General features: G+C 69.8%; 12 protein-coding genes and 1 tRNA gene. 3 read left to right on the top strand and 10 right to left on the bottom strand.

Going from position 1 to position 14,678, the window contains the following annotated elements; translation table 11 throughout:
* Nucleotides 1-6: 6 nt before the first annotated feature.
* Together CFI00_RS11100 and polA are read right to left on the bottom strand one after the other, a co-directional pair.
* On the bottom strand, nt 7-492 hold the full coding sequence (locus tag CFI00_RS11100; RefSeq protein ID WP_207085188.1) for a GNAT family N-acetyltransferase: 486 nt from the start codon (nt 490-492) through the stop codon (nt 7-9).
* Nucleotides 492-3,194: a DNA polymerase I gene (gene polA / locus CFI00_RS11095; protein WP_207085187.1), complete on the bottom strand. Its 2,703-nt coding sequence runs from the start codon at nt 3,192-3,194 to the stop codon at nt 492-494. The genes CFI00_RS11100 and polA overlap by 1 nt, the downstream gene beginning before the upstream one ends.
* A 72-nt stretch (nt 3,195-3,266) precedes the next feature.
* On the opposite strand from polA, the gene CFI00_RS11090 reads away from it, so the two are divergent.
* Complete coding sequence (locus CFI00_RS11090; RefSeq protein WP_207085186.1) at nt 3,267-3,707, top strand: hotdog fold thioesterase; 441 nt, start codon at nt 3,267-3,269, stop codon at nt 3,705-3,707.
* A 13-nt stretch (nt 3,708-3,720) separates the two neighbouring features.
* Here CFI00_RS11090 and CFI00_RS11085 read toward each other — a convergent pair whose 3' ends face one another.
* A complete protein-coding gene (locus CFI00_RS11085) occupies nt 3,721-4,290 on the bottom strand; it encodes a GNAT family N-acetyltransferase (protein ID WP_207085185.1) in 570 nt (189 codons plus the stop codon).
* 298 nt (nt 4,291-4,588) lie between these two features.
* On the opposite strand from CFI00_RS11085, the gene CFI00_RS11080 reads away from it, so the two are divergent.
* Nucleotides 4,589-5,890 (top strand): ABC transporter substrate-binding protein, encoded by a 1,302-nt coding sequence (locus CFI00_RS11080; RefSeq protein ID WP_207085184.1) that lies wholly within the window; start codon nt 4,589-4,591, stop codon nt 5,888-5,890.
* Between the two features lie 148 nt (nt 5,891-6,038).
* On the opposite strand, the gene CFI00_RS11075 is transcribed toward CFI00_RS11080, so the two are convergent.
* From CFI00_RS11075 to CFI00_RS11055, 5 genes are all read right to left on the bottom strand, one after another.
* Nucleotides 6,039-6,821 (bottom strand): ABC transporter ATP-binding protein, encoded by a 783-nt coding sequence (locus tag CFI00_RS11075; RefSeq protein ID WP_207085183.1) that lies wholly within the window; start codon nt 6,819-6,821, stop codon nt 6,039-6,041.
* Entirely contained in the window at nt 6,818-7,777 is a 960-nt protein-coding gene (locus CFI00_RS11070; RefSeq protein ID WP_207085182.1) for an ABC transporter ATP-binding protein, read from the bottom strand. The genes CFI00_RS11075 and CFI00_RS11070 overlap by 4 nt, the downstream gene beginning before the upstream one ends.
* A complete protein-coding gene (locus tag CFI00_RS11065; RefSeq protein ID WP_207085181.1) occupies nt 7,767-9,053 on the bottom strand; it encodes a branched-chain amino acid ABC transporter permease in 1,287 nt (428 codons plus the stop codon). Before CFI00_RS11065 ends, CFI00_RS11070 begins: the two co-directional genes overlap by 11 nt.
* A gap of 61 nt (nt 9,054-9,114) precedes the next feature.
* Nucleotides 9,115-10,485, bottom strand: coding sequence for a branched-chain amino acid ABC transporter permease (locus tag CFI00_RS11060; RefSeq protein ID WP_207085180.1), 1,371 nt, complete (start codon nt 10,483-10,485; stop codon nt 9,115-9,117).
* 141 nt (nt 10,486-10,626) lie between these two features.
* Nucleotides 10,627-11,205, bottom strand: a complete 579-nt coding sequence (locus CFI00_RS11055) for a response regulator (RefSeq protein ID WP_277988377.1) — start codon at nt 11,203-11,205, stop codon at nt 10,627-10,629.
* 109 nt (nt 11,206-11,314) lie between these two features.
* On the opposite strand from CFI00_RS11055, the gene CFI00_RS11050 reads away from it, so the two are divergent.
* Nucleotides 11,315-11,390 (top strand) — tRNA-Leu (locus tag CFI00_RS11050).
* 199 nt (nt 11,391-11,589) lie between these two features.
* On the opposite strand, the gene pyk is transcribed toward CFI00_RS11050, so the two are convergent.
* Both pyk and CFI00_RS11040 read right to left on the bottom strand, forming a co-directional pair.
* On the bottom strand, nt 11,590-13,035 hold the full coding sequence (gene pyk, locus CFI00_RS11045) for a pyruvate kinase (protein WP_207085179.1): 1,446 nt from the start codon (nt 13,033-13,035) through the stop codon (nt 11,590-11,592).
* A 140-nt stretch (nt 13,036-13,175) separates the two neighbouring features.
* Nucleotides 13,176-14,645, bottom strand: coding sequence for a glutamate synthase subunit beta (locus CFI00_RS11040; RefSeq protein ID WP_207085178.1), 1,470 nt, complete (start codon nt 14,643-14,645; stop codon nt 13,176-13,178).
* Nucleotides 14,646-14,678: the final 33 nt, after the last annotated feature.

Raw genomic sequence — 14,678 nt, 5'->3', positions numbered from 1 at the left:
GCTGCCCTACGTCGAGGTCCGGGGCGCGAGGTCCAGGCTGAGCGGTGTCAGACCTTCCACCGGTCGGAACCCCAGCCCGCGGTACAGGCCGAGCGCGGCTGCGTTGTCCGGCTCGGTCACGAGGGACAGCCGGGTCGCGCCCGCAGCGAGCGCGGCGTCTCGGACGGCCCCCAGCAGGGCGGCCGCCACCCCACCGCGACGGGCCTCGGGGAGCACGTAGAGGTCACGGACCTGCCAGGACCGCCCCAGGACGAGCGACGCGGGCATCTCGTGCGACGTCGCCAGACCGACAGGAAGGCCGTCGAGCTCCGAGGTCAAGGACGCCGTCCAGACCGCCAGCTGGCGTGAGCGGACCATCTCCGTGAGCCACCCCTCGGCGCGCGCGTCGCCGTCCGACTCGCCGTAGTGGTGCCGGTAGCGGTTGAACAGGCCGGCAGCGGCCACGAGGCTCTCATCGGTGTCGCACGAGGTGACCCGCGGCCCTGTGTCCATCAGTGCGCGGCGTCGTGCCAGCTGCGCCCGGTGCCGATCGACACGTCGAGCGGGACGGCGAGGTCGGCCGCCCCGCCCATCTCGGCACGTACGAGCGCGGCGAGGTCGTCGGCCTCCCCCGGTGCGACCTCGAAGACGAGCTCGTCGTGCACCTGGAGCAGCATGCGCGAGCGCAGGCCCTGCTCGGCCAGTGCCTTCTCGACCCCGAGCATCGCGACCTTCACGAGGTCGGCGGCCGAGCCCTGGATCGGCGCGTTGAGCGCCATCCGCTCGGCCGTCTCGCGACGCTGGCGGTTGTCGCTGGTGAGGTCGGGGAGGTAGCGACGGCGACCCAGGATGGTCTCGGTGAATCCGGACCGTCGCGCCTCGTCGACGATGCCGCCGAGGTAGTCGCGCACCCCGCCGAACGTCTCGAAGTACTCGTCCATCAGCCCGCGCGCCTCGGAGGTGTCGATCCGCAGCTGCTGGGAGAGCCCGAACGCGGACAGCCCGTAGGCCAGGCCGTAGTTCATCGCCTTGATCTTGGCGCGCTGCTCGACGCTCACCGCAGCCGCGTCGACGTCGAAGACGCGTGCGGCGGTGATCGAGTGGAAGTCCTGGCCCGAGCGGAAGGCCTCGATGAGCAGCTCGTCCTCGGAGAGATGGGCCATGATGCGCATCTCGACCTGGCTGTAGTCGGCCGTCATCAGGGACTCGAAGCCCTCGCCGACGACGAAGCCCTCACGGATCCGACGGCCCGCCTCGGTGCGGATCGGGATGTTCTGGAGGTTCGGGTCGGTGCTGGAGAGACGCCCGGTGGCCGCGATGATCTGGTTGTAGGTGGTGTGGATGCGCCCGTCGGAGGCCACGGTCTTGAGCAGCCCCTCGACGGTCTGGCGCAGCCGGATCACGTCGCGGTGCCGCAGCAGGTGCTGCAGGAACGGGTGCTCGGTCTTCTCGAACAGCTGCTGCAGGGCGTCGGCGTCGGTCGTCCAGCCGGTCTTGGTCCGCTTGGTCTTCGGCATGTCGAGCTCGTCGAAGAGGACCACCTGCAGCTGCTTGGGCGACCCGAGGTTGATCTCCTTGCCGATGACGTCGTAGGCGTCGGTCGCCGCGGCCCGCACCTGCTCGCCGAACTCGGACTCGAGGCCCTCGAGGTAGTCGGTGTCCACGGCGATGCCGACCTGCTCCATCCGCACCAGCGTGCCGATCAGCGGCAGCTCGACCTCGCTGAGCAGCCGGGTGCCGCCGTGCTCCTCCACCGCGCCGTCGAGGGCGTGGGCGAGGTCGAGGACTGCGCGCGCGGTGAGCATGGCGGTGTCGCTCGCCGTGGTGTCGTCCATGGCGTCGAAGCTGAGCTGGTCGGCGTCGACGGCGTCCTGGCGCAGCTCGCGCTTGAGGTAGCGCAGGGTCAGGTCGGCGAGGTCGTAGGAGCGCTGGTCGGGCTGGACGAGGTAGGCGGCCAGGGCAGTGTCGACGTCGAGGCCCGCCAGGCTCCACCCGCGGGCGGACAGGGCAAGGCTCGGGCCGTTGGCGTCGTGGAGCGCCTTGGGACGCGACGGGTCGGCGAGCCACGCCGCCACCGCGGCGTCGTCATCGGGCCCGATGTCGGCCACGTCGATCCAGGCCGCGTCGCCCTCGTTCGTGGCCACGGCGACCGAGAGCACCTCACCGGTGCCCGCGCGCCAGGTTCCGTGGACCGACACCCCGACCCGCTCCCCCGCCGGAGCGTGCTCGTCCAGCCACGCCGCTGCCTCACCGGCGCCGAGACGGCGCCCGTCCAGCTCGAAGCCGGACTCGGCCTGGACGGCGTCGTCGGGCTCGGGGTCGATGGTGTCGAGCAACCGGGTGCGCAGCTCACCGCGGAACTCCAGCTCGTCGAGGAGCTCGAGGCCGCCGGTGCGGTCCCAGGGTCGGCGTACGAGCTCGCCGGGGCGCACGGGCAGGCTCAGGTCGCGGACCAGCGCGTTGAGCTGGCGGTTGCGGATCACGTCGCCGAGGTGCGCACGCAGCGCCTCGCCCTTCTTGCCCGTCACCTCGTCGGCGCGGGCGATGACGTTGTCGAGGCCGTCGAACTGGTTGATCCACTTCGCCGCATAGCCCTGACCGACGCCGGGGACACCGGGGAGGTTGTCGGAGGTCTCGCCGACGATGGCTGCGAGCTCGGGGTAGCGGTGGGGCGGCACGCCGTACTTGTCCTCGACGTAGGCCGGGGTGAGCCGGGCCAGGTCGCTCACGCCGCGCATCGGGTAGAGAACGGTGGAGGACTCGGTCACGAGCTGGATGGAGTCTCGGTCGCCGGTGAGGATCAGCACCTCCATGCCCTCGGCGAGCGCCTCGGTCACGAGCGTGGCGATGATGTCGTCGGCCTCGTACCCCTCGAGATCGAGGTGGGTGATCGAGAGCGCGTCGAGGACCCGTCGGATCAACGGCAGCTGGCTGCTGAACTCGTCGGGCGTCTTGTTGCGCTTGGCCTTGTACTCGCTGTACTGCTCGAGACGGAAGGTCTGGCGCGAGCGGTCGAAGGCCACGGCGACGTGCGTGGGCACCTCGTCGCGGAGCACGTTGACCAGCATCGAGGTGAACCCGTAGACGGCATTGGTGTGCTGGCCCGTGGCCGTCGCGAAGTTCTCCACCGGCAGCGCGAAGAACGCGCGGTAGGCCAGCGAGTGGCCGTCGAGCAGGAGGAGGCGGGGACGGGACTGCTCACTCGTTCCAGGCACCCGCCGACTCTAGCCGTCGCCGCTGACAGCCCCACCCCCGGGAACGGCCCGCTCCCTCGGCACAATGGGCCCATGAACGCACCCGAGACCCTGGCAGGCCTGAGCGTCGAGGAGCTGATCGCCTTCATGCCCGAGGGCAACGGTCGGCTCAACGAGAAGATGGGCGTCGAACTCGTCGAGGTGTCCGCCGAGCGGGTCGTCGCGACGATGCCGGTCGAGGGCAACACCCAGCCCTTCGGCCTGCTGCACGGCGGCGCGTCCGTCGTGCTCGCCGAGACCCTGGGCTCGATCGGGTCGGCGATCCACGCCTACCCGGAGAAGGTCGCGGTGGGGGTCGACATCAACGCCACCCACCACCGCGCCGCCACCTCGGGGATCGTCACGGGCGTGGCCACGGCGGTGCACCTGGGACGCACGTCGACGTCCTACGAGATCGTCATCACCGACGAGCGCGGCAAGCGCGTGTGCACCTCGCGCATCACCTGCGCGCTCGTGCCGGCCTCCCCGCGCTGAGACCTGGAGGGGCTCAGCCCGGGACTCGCTCGCGCCGGATGCGACGGGCAGCCAGCACCCGGTCGATGCGCTGCCTGCTGGTCGCCGCGTGGGTGACCTGGCGCGACTGCGGGAGCCGCGAACGTACGGCGCTGGTGGTCGCGGCGCGGAGCATCGCCTGCGGTGCGAAGGACAGGCGCGCCATGAAGCGGTTGGCGTCACGTGCCTCGGCCGCGGCGGCGGTCTGGATGTGGGCGATGCCGTGCTGCTCGGCGAAGCGGCAGGCCGCCTCCATCAGCGCGCTGCCCACGCCCTTGCGCCGGAAGCGCGGGAAGACGTGCGGCGACACCGCGAGGACGGCCGGCTCGAGGTTGAGCGGGGTGAAGGTCGTGGCCTCGAGGTAGACCGCACCAGCGACCTCGCCGTCGATCTCGGCCACGGCGACGGTCTGCGTCTCGCACGCCTCGGCGGACGCGACGACGCGCGAGACGTCCGCCAGCTGCTCGTCCAGATCGCCCTTGCGCAGGATGTCTCCCCACAGCTCGCGCAGGGACGCCACATCAGAGGGCTGTGCCTTGCGCACCGTCACCGGCGTCCGACTCATCGACCCACCACTTCCTGGAGCACGTTCAGTGTGGCCCCCACCGGCCTGTCCCGGCACCACACCCGGGCGACCTTATCGCCCGGGCTCCCGTCCCCGCTACGCCGAGGTGGGTCCCGCTCCGGACCCACGCCAGTGGTCGGGCGTCCCGCAGCCGACCGAGGGGAAGTCCTCCCCGAGGTAACGAAACGGCTACGAACCGCGGAGTTGCGCCAACATGCTCGCCCATGAGAGTCGTCCGCACTACCGTTCCGTCAAAGCCCCATGGCTCCGACCGGAGCCGGCAAGAACCGGAGGACGCATGAAGCGCACCACCAACCGACGTACCCGTGTCGCGGCCGCGGCCGTCGCCAGCCTGTTCGTTTTCGCTGCCTGCGGATCCGATGGCGACGACACCGAGACCCCCGACGCCGGCGGCGAGACCTCGGAGACCGAGTCCGCTGCACCCGAGGGTGACGGCACGCTGACCTTCGGGTCGCTGCTCCCGGAGACCGGCAGCCTCGCGTTCCTCGGCCCGCCCGAGTTCGCCGGCGTCGACCTCGCCGTCCAGGAGATCAACGAGGCCGGCGGCGTTCTCGGCCAGGACGTCGTGCACGTGCGCGGCGACTCCGGTGACGCCGACTCCGGCATCGCGCCGGCCGAGACCGACCAGCTGATCGCCGAGGGGTCCGACGTGATCGTCGGAGCAGCCTCGTCCGGCGTCTCGCTCACCGTCATCGACGCCATCCAGGCTGCCGGTCGCGTGATGTTCTCGCCCGCCAACACCTCGACCGCCTTCGACGAGGGCGACTACGCCGAGCCGGACCTCTACTTCCGCACGGCCCCCTCCGACATCCTCCAGGGTGCGGTGATGGCCAACCTGCTCATCCAGGACGGCAAGTCCAACGTCGCCATCCTGTCGCGACAGGACGCCTACGGCGAGACCCTCGTCGACCAGATCACGCAGAACCTCGAGGGTGCCGGCAGCTCGGTCGCCGCGACGGTCTTCTACGGCGAGAACGCCCAGTCGTTCGACTCCCAGGTCGACGAGATCGCCGCCGCCGGTGGCGACGCGCTCGTGCTGATCGGCTTCGAGGAGACCGCGACGATCATCCCGCAGCTGATCACCGCCGGTGCCGGTCCGCAGGACATCGACACCTACTTCGTCGACGGCAACACCGCTGACTACAGCCCGGCCGGCTCCACGCCGCTCCCGCGCGGCACGCTCGAGGGCACCAAGGGCACCATCCCCGGCGCCGACAGTGGTGGTGAGTTCCAGGACCGTCTCCTCGAGGTCGACCCCGACCTCGACTCGTTCGCCTACGCGGCTGAGTCCTACGACGCGGTCATCGTCTCCGCGCTGGCGGCTGTCGCGGCCGAGAGCGACAACGCCGAGGCCCTGGCGCTCGAGATCCCGGGCGTGACCGAGGGCGGCGAGAAGTGCACGGACTTCGCCGCCTGTGTCGAGCTCCTCGAGGCCGGTGAGGACATCGACTTCGACGGTGCCTCCGGTCCCATCGAGCTCGGTGAGACGGGCAGCCCGACGGCTGCCTCGATCGGCATCTACGAGTACGACGCCAAGAACCAGATCGCTCCTGTCGACTACATCGAGGGCGAGATCTGATCCGGTCTGACCGCATCAGCACCTGAGCGAAGCCTCCGGCCCGAGACCTCACGGTCTCGGGCCGGAGGTCGTTCCAGGTGTCGAACGACCGCAGGAACGACGAACGGCCCGGGATCGAGGATCCCGGGCCGTCGTCGTTGCTGGCGGACTAGCTCGCAGCGGCACCCAGCGTGCCGAGGTAGAGCTGGATGACCTTCGGGTCGCTGCCCAGGGACTTGCCCGTCCCGGTGTACGCGTTGCGGCCGTGGTCGAGGACGTAGCCGCGGTCGCAGATCTGCAGGCACCGGCGGGCGTTCTGCTCGACCATGATCACCGAGACACCGGCCCGGTTGATGTTGCGCGTCTGCACGAACACCTCGTCCTGGAGGACAGGCGAGAGACCCGCCGAGGGCTCGTCGAGGAGGAGGACCGACGGCGCCATCATCAGCGCGCGTCCCATCGCGACCATCTGACGCTCACCACCGGACAGGGAGCCTGCCCGCTGCTTGCGGCGGTCTCCCAGCCTCGGGAAGATGTCGGTGACGAAGTCGAAGCGCTCGGAGAACTTCTTGGGAGCCTGGTAGCAGCCCATCTCGAGGTTCTCCTCGATGGTCAGGCTGGGGAACACGTTGTTCGACTGCGGGACGAAGCCGATGCCGGCCGTCACCAGCTGGTCGGCGCGCATGTTGGTGATGTCGCGACCCTCGAGGGTCACCGACCCGGTGCGCACCTTGACCAGCCCGAACAACGCCTTGAGCAGCGTGGACTTGCCGGCGCCGTTGGGGCCGATGATGCCGACGAGCTCGCCCTTGTTGCAGTAGAGGTCGGCGCCGTTGAGGATGTCGACCCCCGGGAGGTAGCCGCCGCGCAGCGAGTCGGCGCGCAGGACGGCGTCACCGGCAGCGGCGAGATGAGCCTCGCGCTCCTTGGTGGTGTTGTCGGCCTCGTTCATGGCGCGTCCTTCCTGTGCTCGTCTGCCGTCGTCGGTGCCGCGTGGTCGAGCTCGGCCGCGGCCTCCGACTCCAGCTCGTCCTCGTCGAGCTCGGTCAGGTCCGTGTCGTGGTGGGCGCCGAGGTAGGCGTCGATCACTGCCGGGTTGCTCATCACCTCGGACGGCGTGCCTTCGGCGACGATCTGGCCCTGGGCCATCACGATGACCCAGTCCGAGATGTCGCGGACCATGTCCATGTCGTGCTCGACGAAGAGCACTGTGCGGCCTTCGTCGCGCAGGGACTTCACGTGACCCAGCAGGGACTGCTTGAGGGCGGGGTTCACCCCGGCCATCGGCTCGTCGAGCATGATCAGCTCGGGGTCGACCATCAGGGCGCGCGCCATCTCCAGCAGCTTGCGCTGCCCACCGGACAGCGACCCGGCGAAGTCCTCCCGCTTGGCGTCGAGCTTGAAGCGCTGCAGCAGGTCGTCGGCGCGCGTGGTGTTGGCCTCCTCCTGGCTGCGCCACAGGAACGGCAGCGCCGCCGACCAGAACTTCTCGCCGCGCTGGCCGGTCGCGCCCAGGCGCATGTTCTCGATCACGGTGAGCTTGGCCAGGACCTTGGTCAGCTGGAAGGTGCGGACCATGCCCAGCCGGGCGACCTTGTAGGGGGCGACCCGCTGCAGCGACGTGCCGTTGAAGCTCCACTCGCCCGAGTCGGGCATGTCGAACCCGGTCAGCAGGTTGAACAGCGTGGTCTTGCCTGCGCCGTTCGGGCCGATCAGGGCGGTGATCACGCCACGCTGGATCTCGATGTGCTCGACGTCGACGGCGGCCAGGCCGCCGAAGGTCCGTCGGATGCCGTCGCCCTTGACGATGGGGTCCGGCTTGGGCACACCGGGCCTGGCCTCGAGCCCGCTCAGGTCAGGACGCGACGCGGCGGCGGGAGGCCGGGTCGGCTCGGTGTCAGCGCTCATCGATCGCGATTTCCCTTCGGTCGCCGAAGATCCCCTGTGGTCGGAAGATCATCAGCAGCATGAGGCCGAGCCCGGTGGCGATGAAGCGGACAAGGCTGGACTGGGTGTTGTCCATGATCCACGTCGGCACGAGCGGGTCGATGCCGGAGGTCGCCTGGCCGAGGAAGGAACCGAGACCGGAGATCAGGAACCAGAAGATCATCGCCCCGACGACCGGCCCGAAGACCCGTGCCGCACCACCGATCAACAGGGCGGTGTAGGCGAAGAACGTCACGTTGGTGGAGTAGTCGGTCGGGACGACCGACGCCTGCTTGAGCGCGAGGAACAGGCCGGCGAGGCCACCGAACACTCCGCCGAGGACGAGCGCCTGCATCTTGTAGGCGAAGACGTTCTTGCCGAGCGAGCGGACGGCGTCCTCGTCCTCGCGGATCGACCGCAGCACGCGGCCCCACGGGCTGCGCATCAGCGCCCAGACGATGAGGAGGCAGATCGCGACCATGCTCCATCCCACGAGCACCGACCAGGTGTCGCGGGCGCTGAACGCCACGAAGCCGAGGTCCAGGCGCGACTCGAAGGGGTTGAGGTCCTGGAACGTGCCGGCGTAGCCGGTGAGCCCGTTGGACCCGCCGAGCGTGTCCGACATCTCGACCGAGCCGAAGGTGAGGCGCAGGATCTCGGCGGTGGCGATCGTGGCGATCGCCAGGTAGTCGGCCCGGAGTCGCAGCGTCGGCACACCCAGGAGGATCGCGAGCACGACCGGGGCGAGCAACGAGATCCCCACCGCGGGCCAGAACGAGAGGTCGAAGGTCACGACGCTCACCGCGAGGCCGTAGGCGCCGACCGCCATGAAGCCTGCCTGCCCGAAGTTGAGCAGCCCGGTGTAGCCGAAGTGGACGTTGAGCCCGATCGCGGCGAGCGCGAAGACGATCGCGTTGGGGCCCAGGGCCTGGTTCAGCGCGGTCTTGAAGACCTGCCCGATGTCGACGGGGAGCACGTTGGTGAAGAACCCGAGGACCAGCCAGGTGACGAGCAGGACGGTGCCGAGGAGGCCGAGCACCCGACCGAGGTTGGCGAGCCCGCGTCCCTCGTAGTCGCCCGGGTCCGCCTCGATCGCCGCGATCGCCTGCTGGCCCTTCCAGAGGGCGAACGGCGAGGCGATGCCGGCGGTGAGCGTCAGGCCGGCCACACCGAGGACCGCGGACGCGATCGCCGCGGGGTGGGTCCGCTTGGGGCGCAGCGCGGGTGCGGTGCTCGCCTCGTGGGTCGTGGCGCTCATGGGCAGGTGCTCCGTTCGCGAGGAGTCGACAGGACGGGTGGCCGGTGGTCGCTCATGTGCCTCACCCGATCCGCTCGCGACGCCCGAGGATGCCCTGCGGTCGCAGGAGCAGGACCAGGATCAGCACGACGAGGGCACCGACCTCCTTGATCGACGACGGCACGCCGAACAGCGGACCGACCTCGACCATGATCCCGATGATCATCGACCCGAAGAGGGCACCCCAGATGGTGCCGAGGCCACCGAGGGTGACCGCGGCGAACACCAGCAGGAGCAGCTTGAACCCCATCAGGAAGTTGACCTGGCTGTTGATGGCGAGCAGCACGCCGGAGAGGCCGGTGAGGGCCGTGCCCAGGATCCAGACAGCTCCGATGACGCTGTCGACCTTCATGCCGGACGACGCGGACAGGGCCGGGTTGTCCGAGACGGCGCGCATGGCCTTGCCGAGGCGGGTCTTCATCAGCAGCACGCAGGAGATGGTGATGGTGACCAGGGCGATGCCGATGATCGCCAGCTCCTTGTCGGCCAGGCTGATGAAGCCGTAGTCGCGGCGTCCCTGACTGACGTACTGGCTCAACGACTGTCGCGCGCTCCCGATGGAGTACTGGAAGGAGTTGCGGAGCAGGAGCCCGAGCCCGATCGAGACGATCATCATCGCGATCAGACCGGTGCCACGTCTGCGCAGTGGTCGCCACAGCCCACGTTCCTGCACCCAGCCGAACAGCGCTGACACCACCACGGCCAGGACACCGGAGAGGATCACCGGCAGGCCGAAGCCGCGGTTGGCGACGTAGGTCATCACCGCACCGAAGGTGATCAGCTCGCCGTGGGCGAAGTTGGTCAGGCCGGTGGTGCCGAAGATCAGTGAGAGGCCCAGCGCGGCCAGCGCCACGATGAGTCCGAACTTGACGCCCGAGGTGAGGGCGGTGACCAGCCGGTCGGCGAAGGGCACCGCCACGACCTCCTCGACCCCGATCGGGAAGAGCCCGGGGTTCGGGCCGTCGAACCTCACCTGGATGGTGATCGAGGCGTCGTCGGGATCGCTGAGCTCGGTCCCTTCGGGGAGGGTGTCCTCGTCGAGGACGACCTCGTAGGCGCCGCGCTCCGGGGTCTCGATGATCACCCGGCCCTCGTCGTTGGTCACGGCTGAGCCGACCTCGGTGCCGTCCTCGGCCGTCACGGTCAGCGTGACGCCGACGATCGGTGCGTCGTCGTTCGCGGAGTCGAGGAGGACGACCGTGATGTAGGGACCGTCAGGCGGCTCGACCGGCTCGTCGTCACCCGCCTGGTCGTCAGGCTCCTCCGTCGACGACGTGGTCGACGTGGGCTCCGTGGGCTCGGTCGTGCTGTCCGCCAATGCAGCCAGCGGAGACAGCACCATCATCACGAAGGCCAGTCCAGCGGCGAACCATGCCAACAGTCGCAGTCGCAACGCTCTACTCCCGTCAAGCGAGTGTCCAGTGACACTCGTCGGACCGGAGCATAGCCACCTCGGCGTCTCCAACGACACAAGTGGCGGACACGCTTGGTAACAGTTCAGTCTCCGTCGGGACCCACCATCACCGGTGCGGGCTCAGGAAGAGCCAGGACCAGTCTGCGGACCGTGCTCCACCACTCCGTCGGCCACCTGCTTCATCGACAGGCGCAGGTCCATGGCGGTCTTCTGGATCCAGCGGAAGGCGTCGGGCTCGCTGAGACCGAGCTTCTCCTGCAGCACGCCCTTGGCGCGGTCGACCGACTTCCGGGTGGCGAGGGACTCCTGGAGGTCGGAGACCTCCTGCTCGAGCACGCTGATCTCGGCGTAGCGGCTGACTGCCATCTCGATGGCGGGCACGAGGTCCCCGCGCTGGAACGGCTTGACGAGGTACGCCATCGCCCCGGCGTCGCGCGCCCGCGCCACGAGGTCGCGCTGGGAGAAGGCGGTGAGGATCACGACGGGGGCGATGCGCTCGCTCGCGATGACCTCCGCGGCCGCGATGCCGTCGAGCACGGGCATCTTGACGTCGAGGATCACGAGGTCCGGGCGCAGCTCGCGGGCCAGCTCGATGGCCTTCTGCCCGTCGCCGGCCTGGCCGACGACCTCGTAGCCCTCCTCGCCCAGCATCTCGGCGAGGTCCATGCGGATGAGGGCCTCGTCCTCGGCGATCACCACACGGCGTACGCGGTCGTCGTCTCGGACGACCGGCGTGGGCTCGGACTGGGCGGCGGCAGGCTGCGTCACGCCTCCAAGGCTAGTCGGATAGGGTTTCGGAGCCGATTCAGCCCCGGTACTCCAACGGCAGAGAGAGTGGTCTCAAACACCATCCAGTGTGAGTTCGAATCTCACCCGGGGCACCAGTCCCGAGCATCCCTGTGTCCTCGTGGCGTCCCGGGCGACCACCATCGCCCCAAGGTGGCGGCAGCCGACAACCTCTCACCCGAGGGTGGCGGCAGACGACGACGATCGATGCCGTGTCAATGTCGTGTGCCGCCAGCGTGACGGCCCGGCTTGCCATGTGCCGCCACTCACGAGCGAGCACCGGCCCGAAGACGTGACTCAGCGCCGGCGGTAGGCCGGGGCCACCTCGTTGATCGCGTCACCCATCCGGTGGATGCGCATCGCGTTGGTGGAGCCGGGGATCCCGGGCGGGCTGCCGGCGATGAGGACGACGAGCTCGCCCTCCTTGACGCGACCGATGTCGAGGAGCGCCTCGTCGACCTGGCGGACCATCTCGTCGGTGTGCTCGACCTCGCCGGTCTTGAAGGTCTCGATGCCCCACGTCAGCGAGAGCTGGGAGCGCACGCGGTCGGTGGTGGTGAAGGCCAGCACGGGGATGTGGCCGCGGTAGCGGGCCAGGCGCCGGGCGGAGTCACCGCTCGCGGTGAACGCGACGACGTACTTGGCACCGATGCTCTCGGCGACCTCGGCGGCCGCCTTGGCGATGACCCCGCCGCGGGTGCGCGGCGACCAGGTGACCTCGGCCATGTGGGACAGGCCGTGGTTCTCGGTGGAGGCGATGATGCGTGCCATCGTGCTGACCGCCTCGATGGGGTACTCCCCCACCGACGTCTCGCCCGAGAGCATCACGGCGTCGGCGCCGTCGAGGACGGCGTTGGCCACGTCGGAGGCCTCGGCGCGGGTCGGCGCGGGGGCGGTGATCATCGACTCGAGCATCTGGGTGGCGACGATGGCGGGCTTGGCGTTGGCGCGCGCCTTGTCGACCAGCAGCTTCTGGTGGACCGGGACGTCCTCGAGCGGGCACTCCACGCCGAGGTCGCCGCGCGCGACCATGATGCCGTCGAAGGCGTCGATGATGGCGTCGATGTTCTCCAGCGCCTGCGGCTTCTCGATCTTGGCGATGATCGGGACGAAGATGTCCTCCTCCTCCATCACCTTGCGCACGTCGGCGGCGTCCTCGCCGGACCGCACGAAGCTCAGCGCGATGAAGTCGACGCCGAGGTGCAGCGCCCAGCGCAGGTCCTCGGTGTCCTTCTCCGACAGGGCCGGCACGGAGACGGCCACGCCCGGCAGGTTGATCCCCTTGTTGTTGGAGACCTTGCCCGCCACCACCACCTCGGTGACCACGTCGGTGTCGTCGACGGAGACGACCTTGAGGCGGACCTTGCCGTCGTCGATGAGCAGCGGGTCGCCGGGCTCAACGTCGCCGGGCAGTCCCTTGTAGGTCGTGCCGCACTGGTGGACGTCGCCCACCACGTCGCGCGTGGTGATGGTGAACGTCGCGCCCTTGCGGAGCTTGACCGGCCCATCGCCGAAGGTCTCCAGCCGGATCTTCGGCCCCTGCAGGTCGGCGAAGACGCCGATCGCGTGGCCGGTGTCGTCGGAGGCCTGCCGCACCAGGCGGTAGACCGCCTCGTGGTCGGCGTACGCGCCGTGGCTCATGTTGAGCCGGGCGACGTCCATCCCGGCGTCGACGAGGGCTCGGATCCCTTCGGGGGTGTTCACCGCGGGACCGAGGGTGCAGACGATCTTTGCTCTACGCACGGGGCCACACTACCGGCACTTGGATCGTTCCAAGCAAGGACGCTCCGGCTGGTGGACACGCTGTAACGCCGGGTGAGGCGCTGTACCCACCCGGACATGTCCAGGTGGGTACAGCTGGTAACCCGGCGTTACAGCGGAGTTCACACGACCAGCGGACGCTCGTGCGGCTTGATCGGCGCGGGCAGCGTCGTGGAGCCGGTCAGGTAGGCGTCGACCGACGCCGCGGCCGAGCGGCCCTCGGCGATGGCCCACACGATCAGCGACTGACCACGGCCTACGTCGCCGGCGACGAAGACGCCGGGGACGGAGGAGGCGTACGACTCGTCGCGGCGGACGTTGCCGCGCTCGTCGAGGTCCACCTCGAGCTGCTCGACGAGGCCAGCCTTCTCCGGACCGACGAAGCCCATCGCGAGCAGCACCAGCTGCGCCGGGATCTCGCGCTCGGTGCCCTCGACCGGCTGGAACTTCGCGTCGACCTCGACCAGGCGCAGCCCGGCGACGTTGCCGTCGGCGTCGCCCACGAACTCCTGCGTGGAGACGGCGTAGACCCGCTCGCCGCCCTCCTCGTGGGCGGAGGAGACCTTGAAGGTCATGGGGTACGTCGGCCACGGCTGGCCCGTGGGCCGGTCCTCTCCGGGTCGAGGCATGATCTCCAGCTGCGTGATGGAGCGCGCGCCCTGGCGGATCGAGGTGCCGAGGCAGTCGGCGCCGGTGTCGCCGCCGCCGATGATGACGACGTCCTTGTCGGTGGCCAGGATCTGCTCCGAGCCGTCGGGCGTCGGGGCCTCCCCCAGCGCGACGCGGTTGGCCTGGGGCAGGAACTCCATGGCTTGGTGGATGCCGCCGAGCTCGCGCCCGGCGGTCGGCAGGTCACGGGCGTCGGTCGCGCCCATGGCGAGCACGACCGCGTCGTAGCGCGCCAGCAGCTGCGGGCCGGTGAGGTCGCCGCCGACGTCGACGCCGGCACGGAAGACGGTGCCCTCGCGACGCATCTGGTCCAGGCGCCGGTCGAGGTGCTTCTTCTCCATCTTGAACTCGGGGATGCCGTAGCGCAGCAGCCCGCCGATCTTGTCGGCGCGCTCGTAGACGGCGACCGTGTGGCCGGCGCGGGTGAGCTGCTGGGCGGCGGCGAGGCCCGCCGGGCCGGAGCCGATGACGGCGACGGTCTTGCCCGAGAGCCACTCCGGCGGCTGGGGACGGACGTAGCCCGAGCCCCAGGCGCGGTCGATGATCGAGACCTCGACGTTCTTGATCGTCACCGGGTCCTGGTTGATCCCCAGGACGCAGGCGGTCTCGCACGGCGCCGGGCACAGCCGCCCGGTGAACTCCGGGAAATTGTTCGTCGCGTGGAGACGGTCCATCGCGCCGTCCCAGTCGTCGCGCCAGACCAGGTCGTTCCACTCCGGGATGATGTTGCCCAGAGGGCAGCCCTGGTGGCAGAACGGGATGCCGCAGTCCATGCAGCGCCCGGCCTGGGTGGTGATGATCGGCAGGAGCGCGCGGCCGACCCCGTCGGGGTAGACCTCGTTCCAGTCGTGCACGCGCTCGGCGACGTCGCGACGCGAGGCGACCTCGCGGCCGTGCTTGAGGAAACCCTTGGGATCAGCCATCGTGCGTCACCTTCTTCCGCTCGGACCTGTCGT

This window comes from Nocardioides sp. S5 (genome assembly GCF_017310035.1).
Classification (GTDB): Bacteria; Actinomycetota; Actinomycetes; order Propionibacteriales; family Nocardioidaceae; genus Nocardioides.
The sequence above is the reverse complement of the archived record's forward strand: the minus strand, read 5'-3'. Positions and strand labels throughout refer to the sequence as shown.

Coding starts and splice junctions, on each gene's coding strand:
- CFI00_RS11100 (WP_207085188.1), bottom strand. CDS start 492: ATGGACACAGGGCCGCGGGTCACCTCGTGCGACACCGATGAGAGCCTC.
- CFI00_RS11090 (WP_207085186.1), top strand. CDS start 3,267: ATGAACGCACCCGAGACCCTGGCAGGCCTGAGCGTCGAGGAGCTGATC.
- CFI00_RS11085 (WP_207085185.1), bottom strand. CDS start 4,290: ATGAGTCGGACGCCGGTGACGGTGCGCAAGGCACAGCCCTCTGATGTG.
- CFI00_RS11080 (WP_207085184.1), top strand. CDS start 4,589: ATGAAGCGCACCACCAACCGACGTACCCGTGTCGCGGCCGCGGCCGTC.
- CFI00_RS11075 (WP_207085183.1), bottom strand. CDS start 6,821: ATGAACGAGGCCGACAACACCACCAAGGAGCGCGAGGCTCATCTCGCC.
- CFI00_RS11070 (WP_207085182.1), bottom strand. CDS start 7,777: ATGAGCGCTGACACCGAGCCGACCCGGCCTCCCGCCGCCGCGTCGCGT.
- CFI00_RS11065 (WP_207085181.1), bottom strand. CDS start 9,053: ATGAGCGCCACGACCCACGAGGCGAGCACCGCACCCGCGCTGCGCCCC.
- CFI00_RS11040 (WP_207085178.1), bottom strand. CDS start 14,645: ATGGCTGATCCCAAGGGTTTCCTCAAGCACGGCCGCGAGGTCGCCTCG.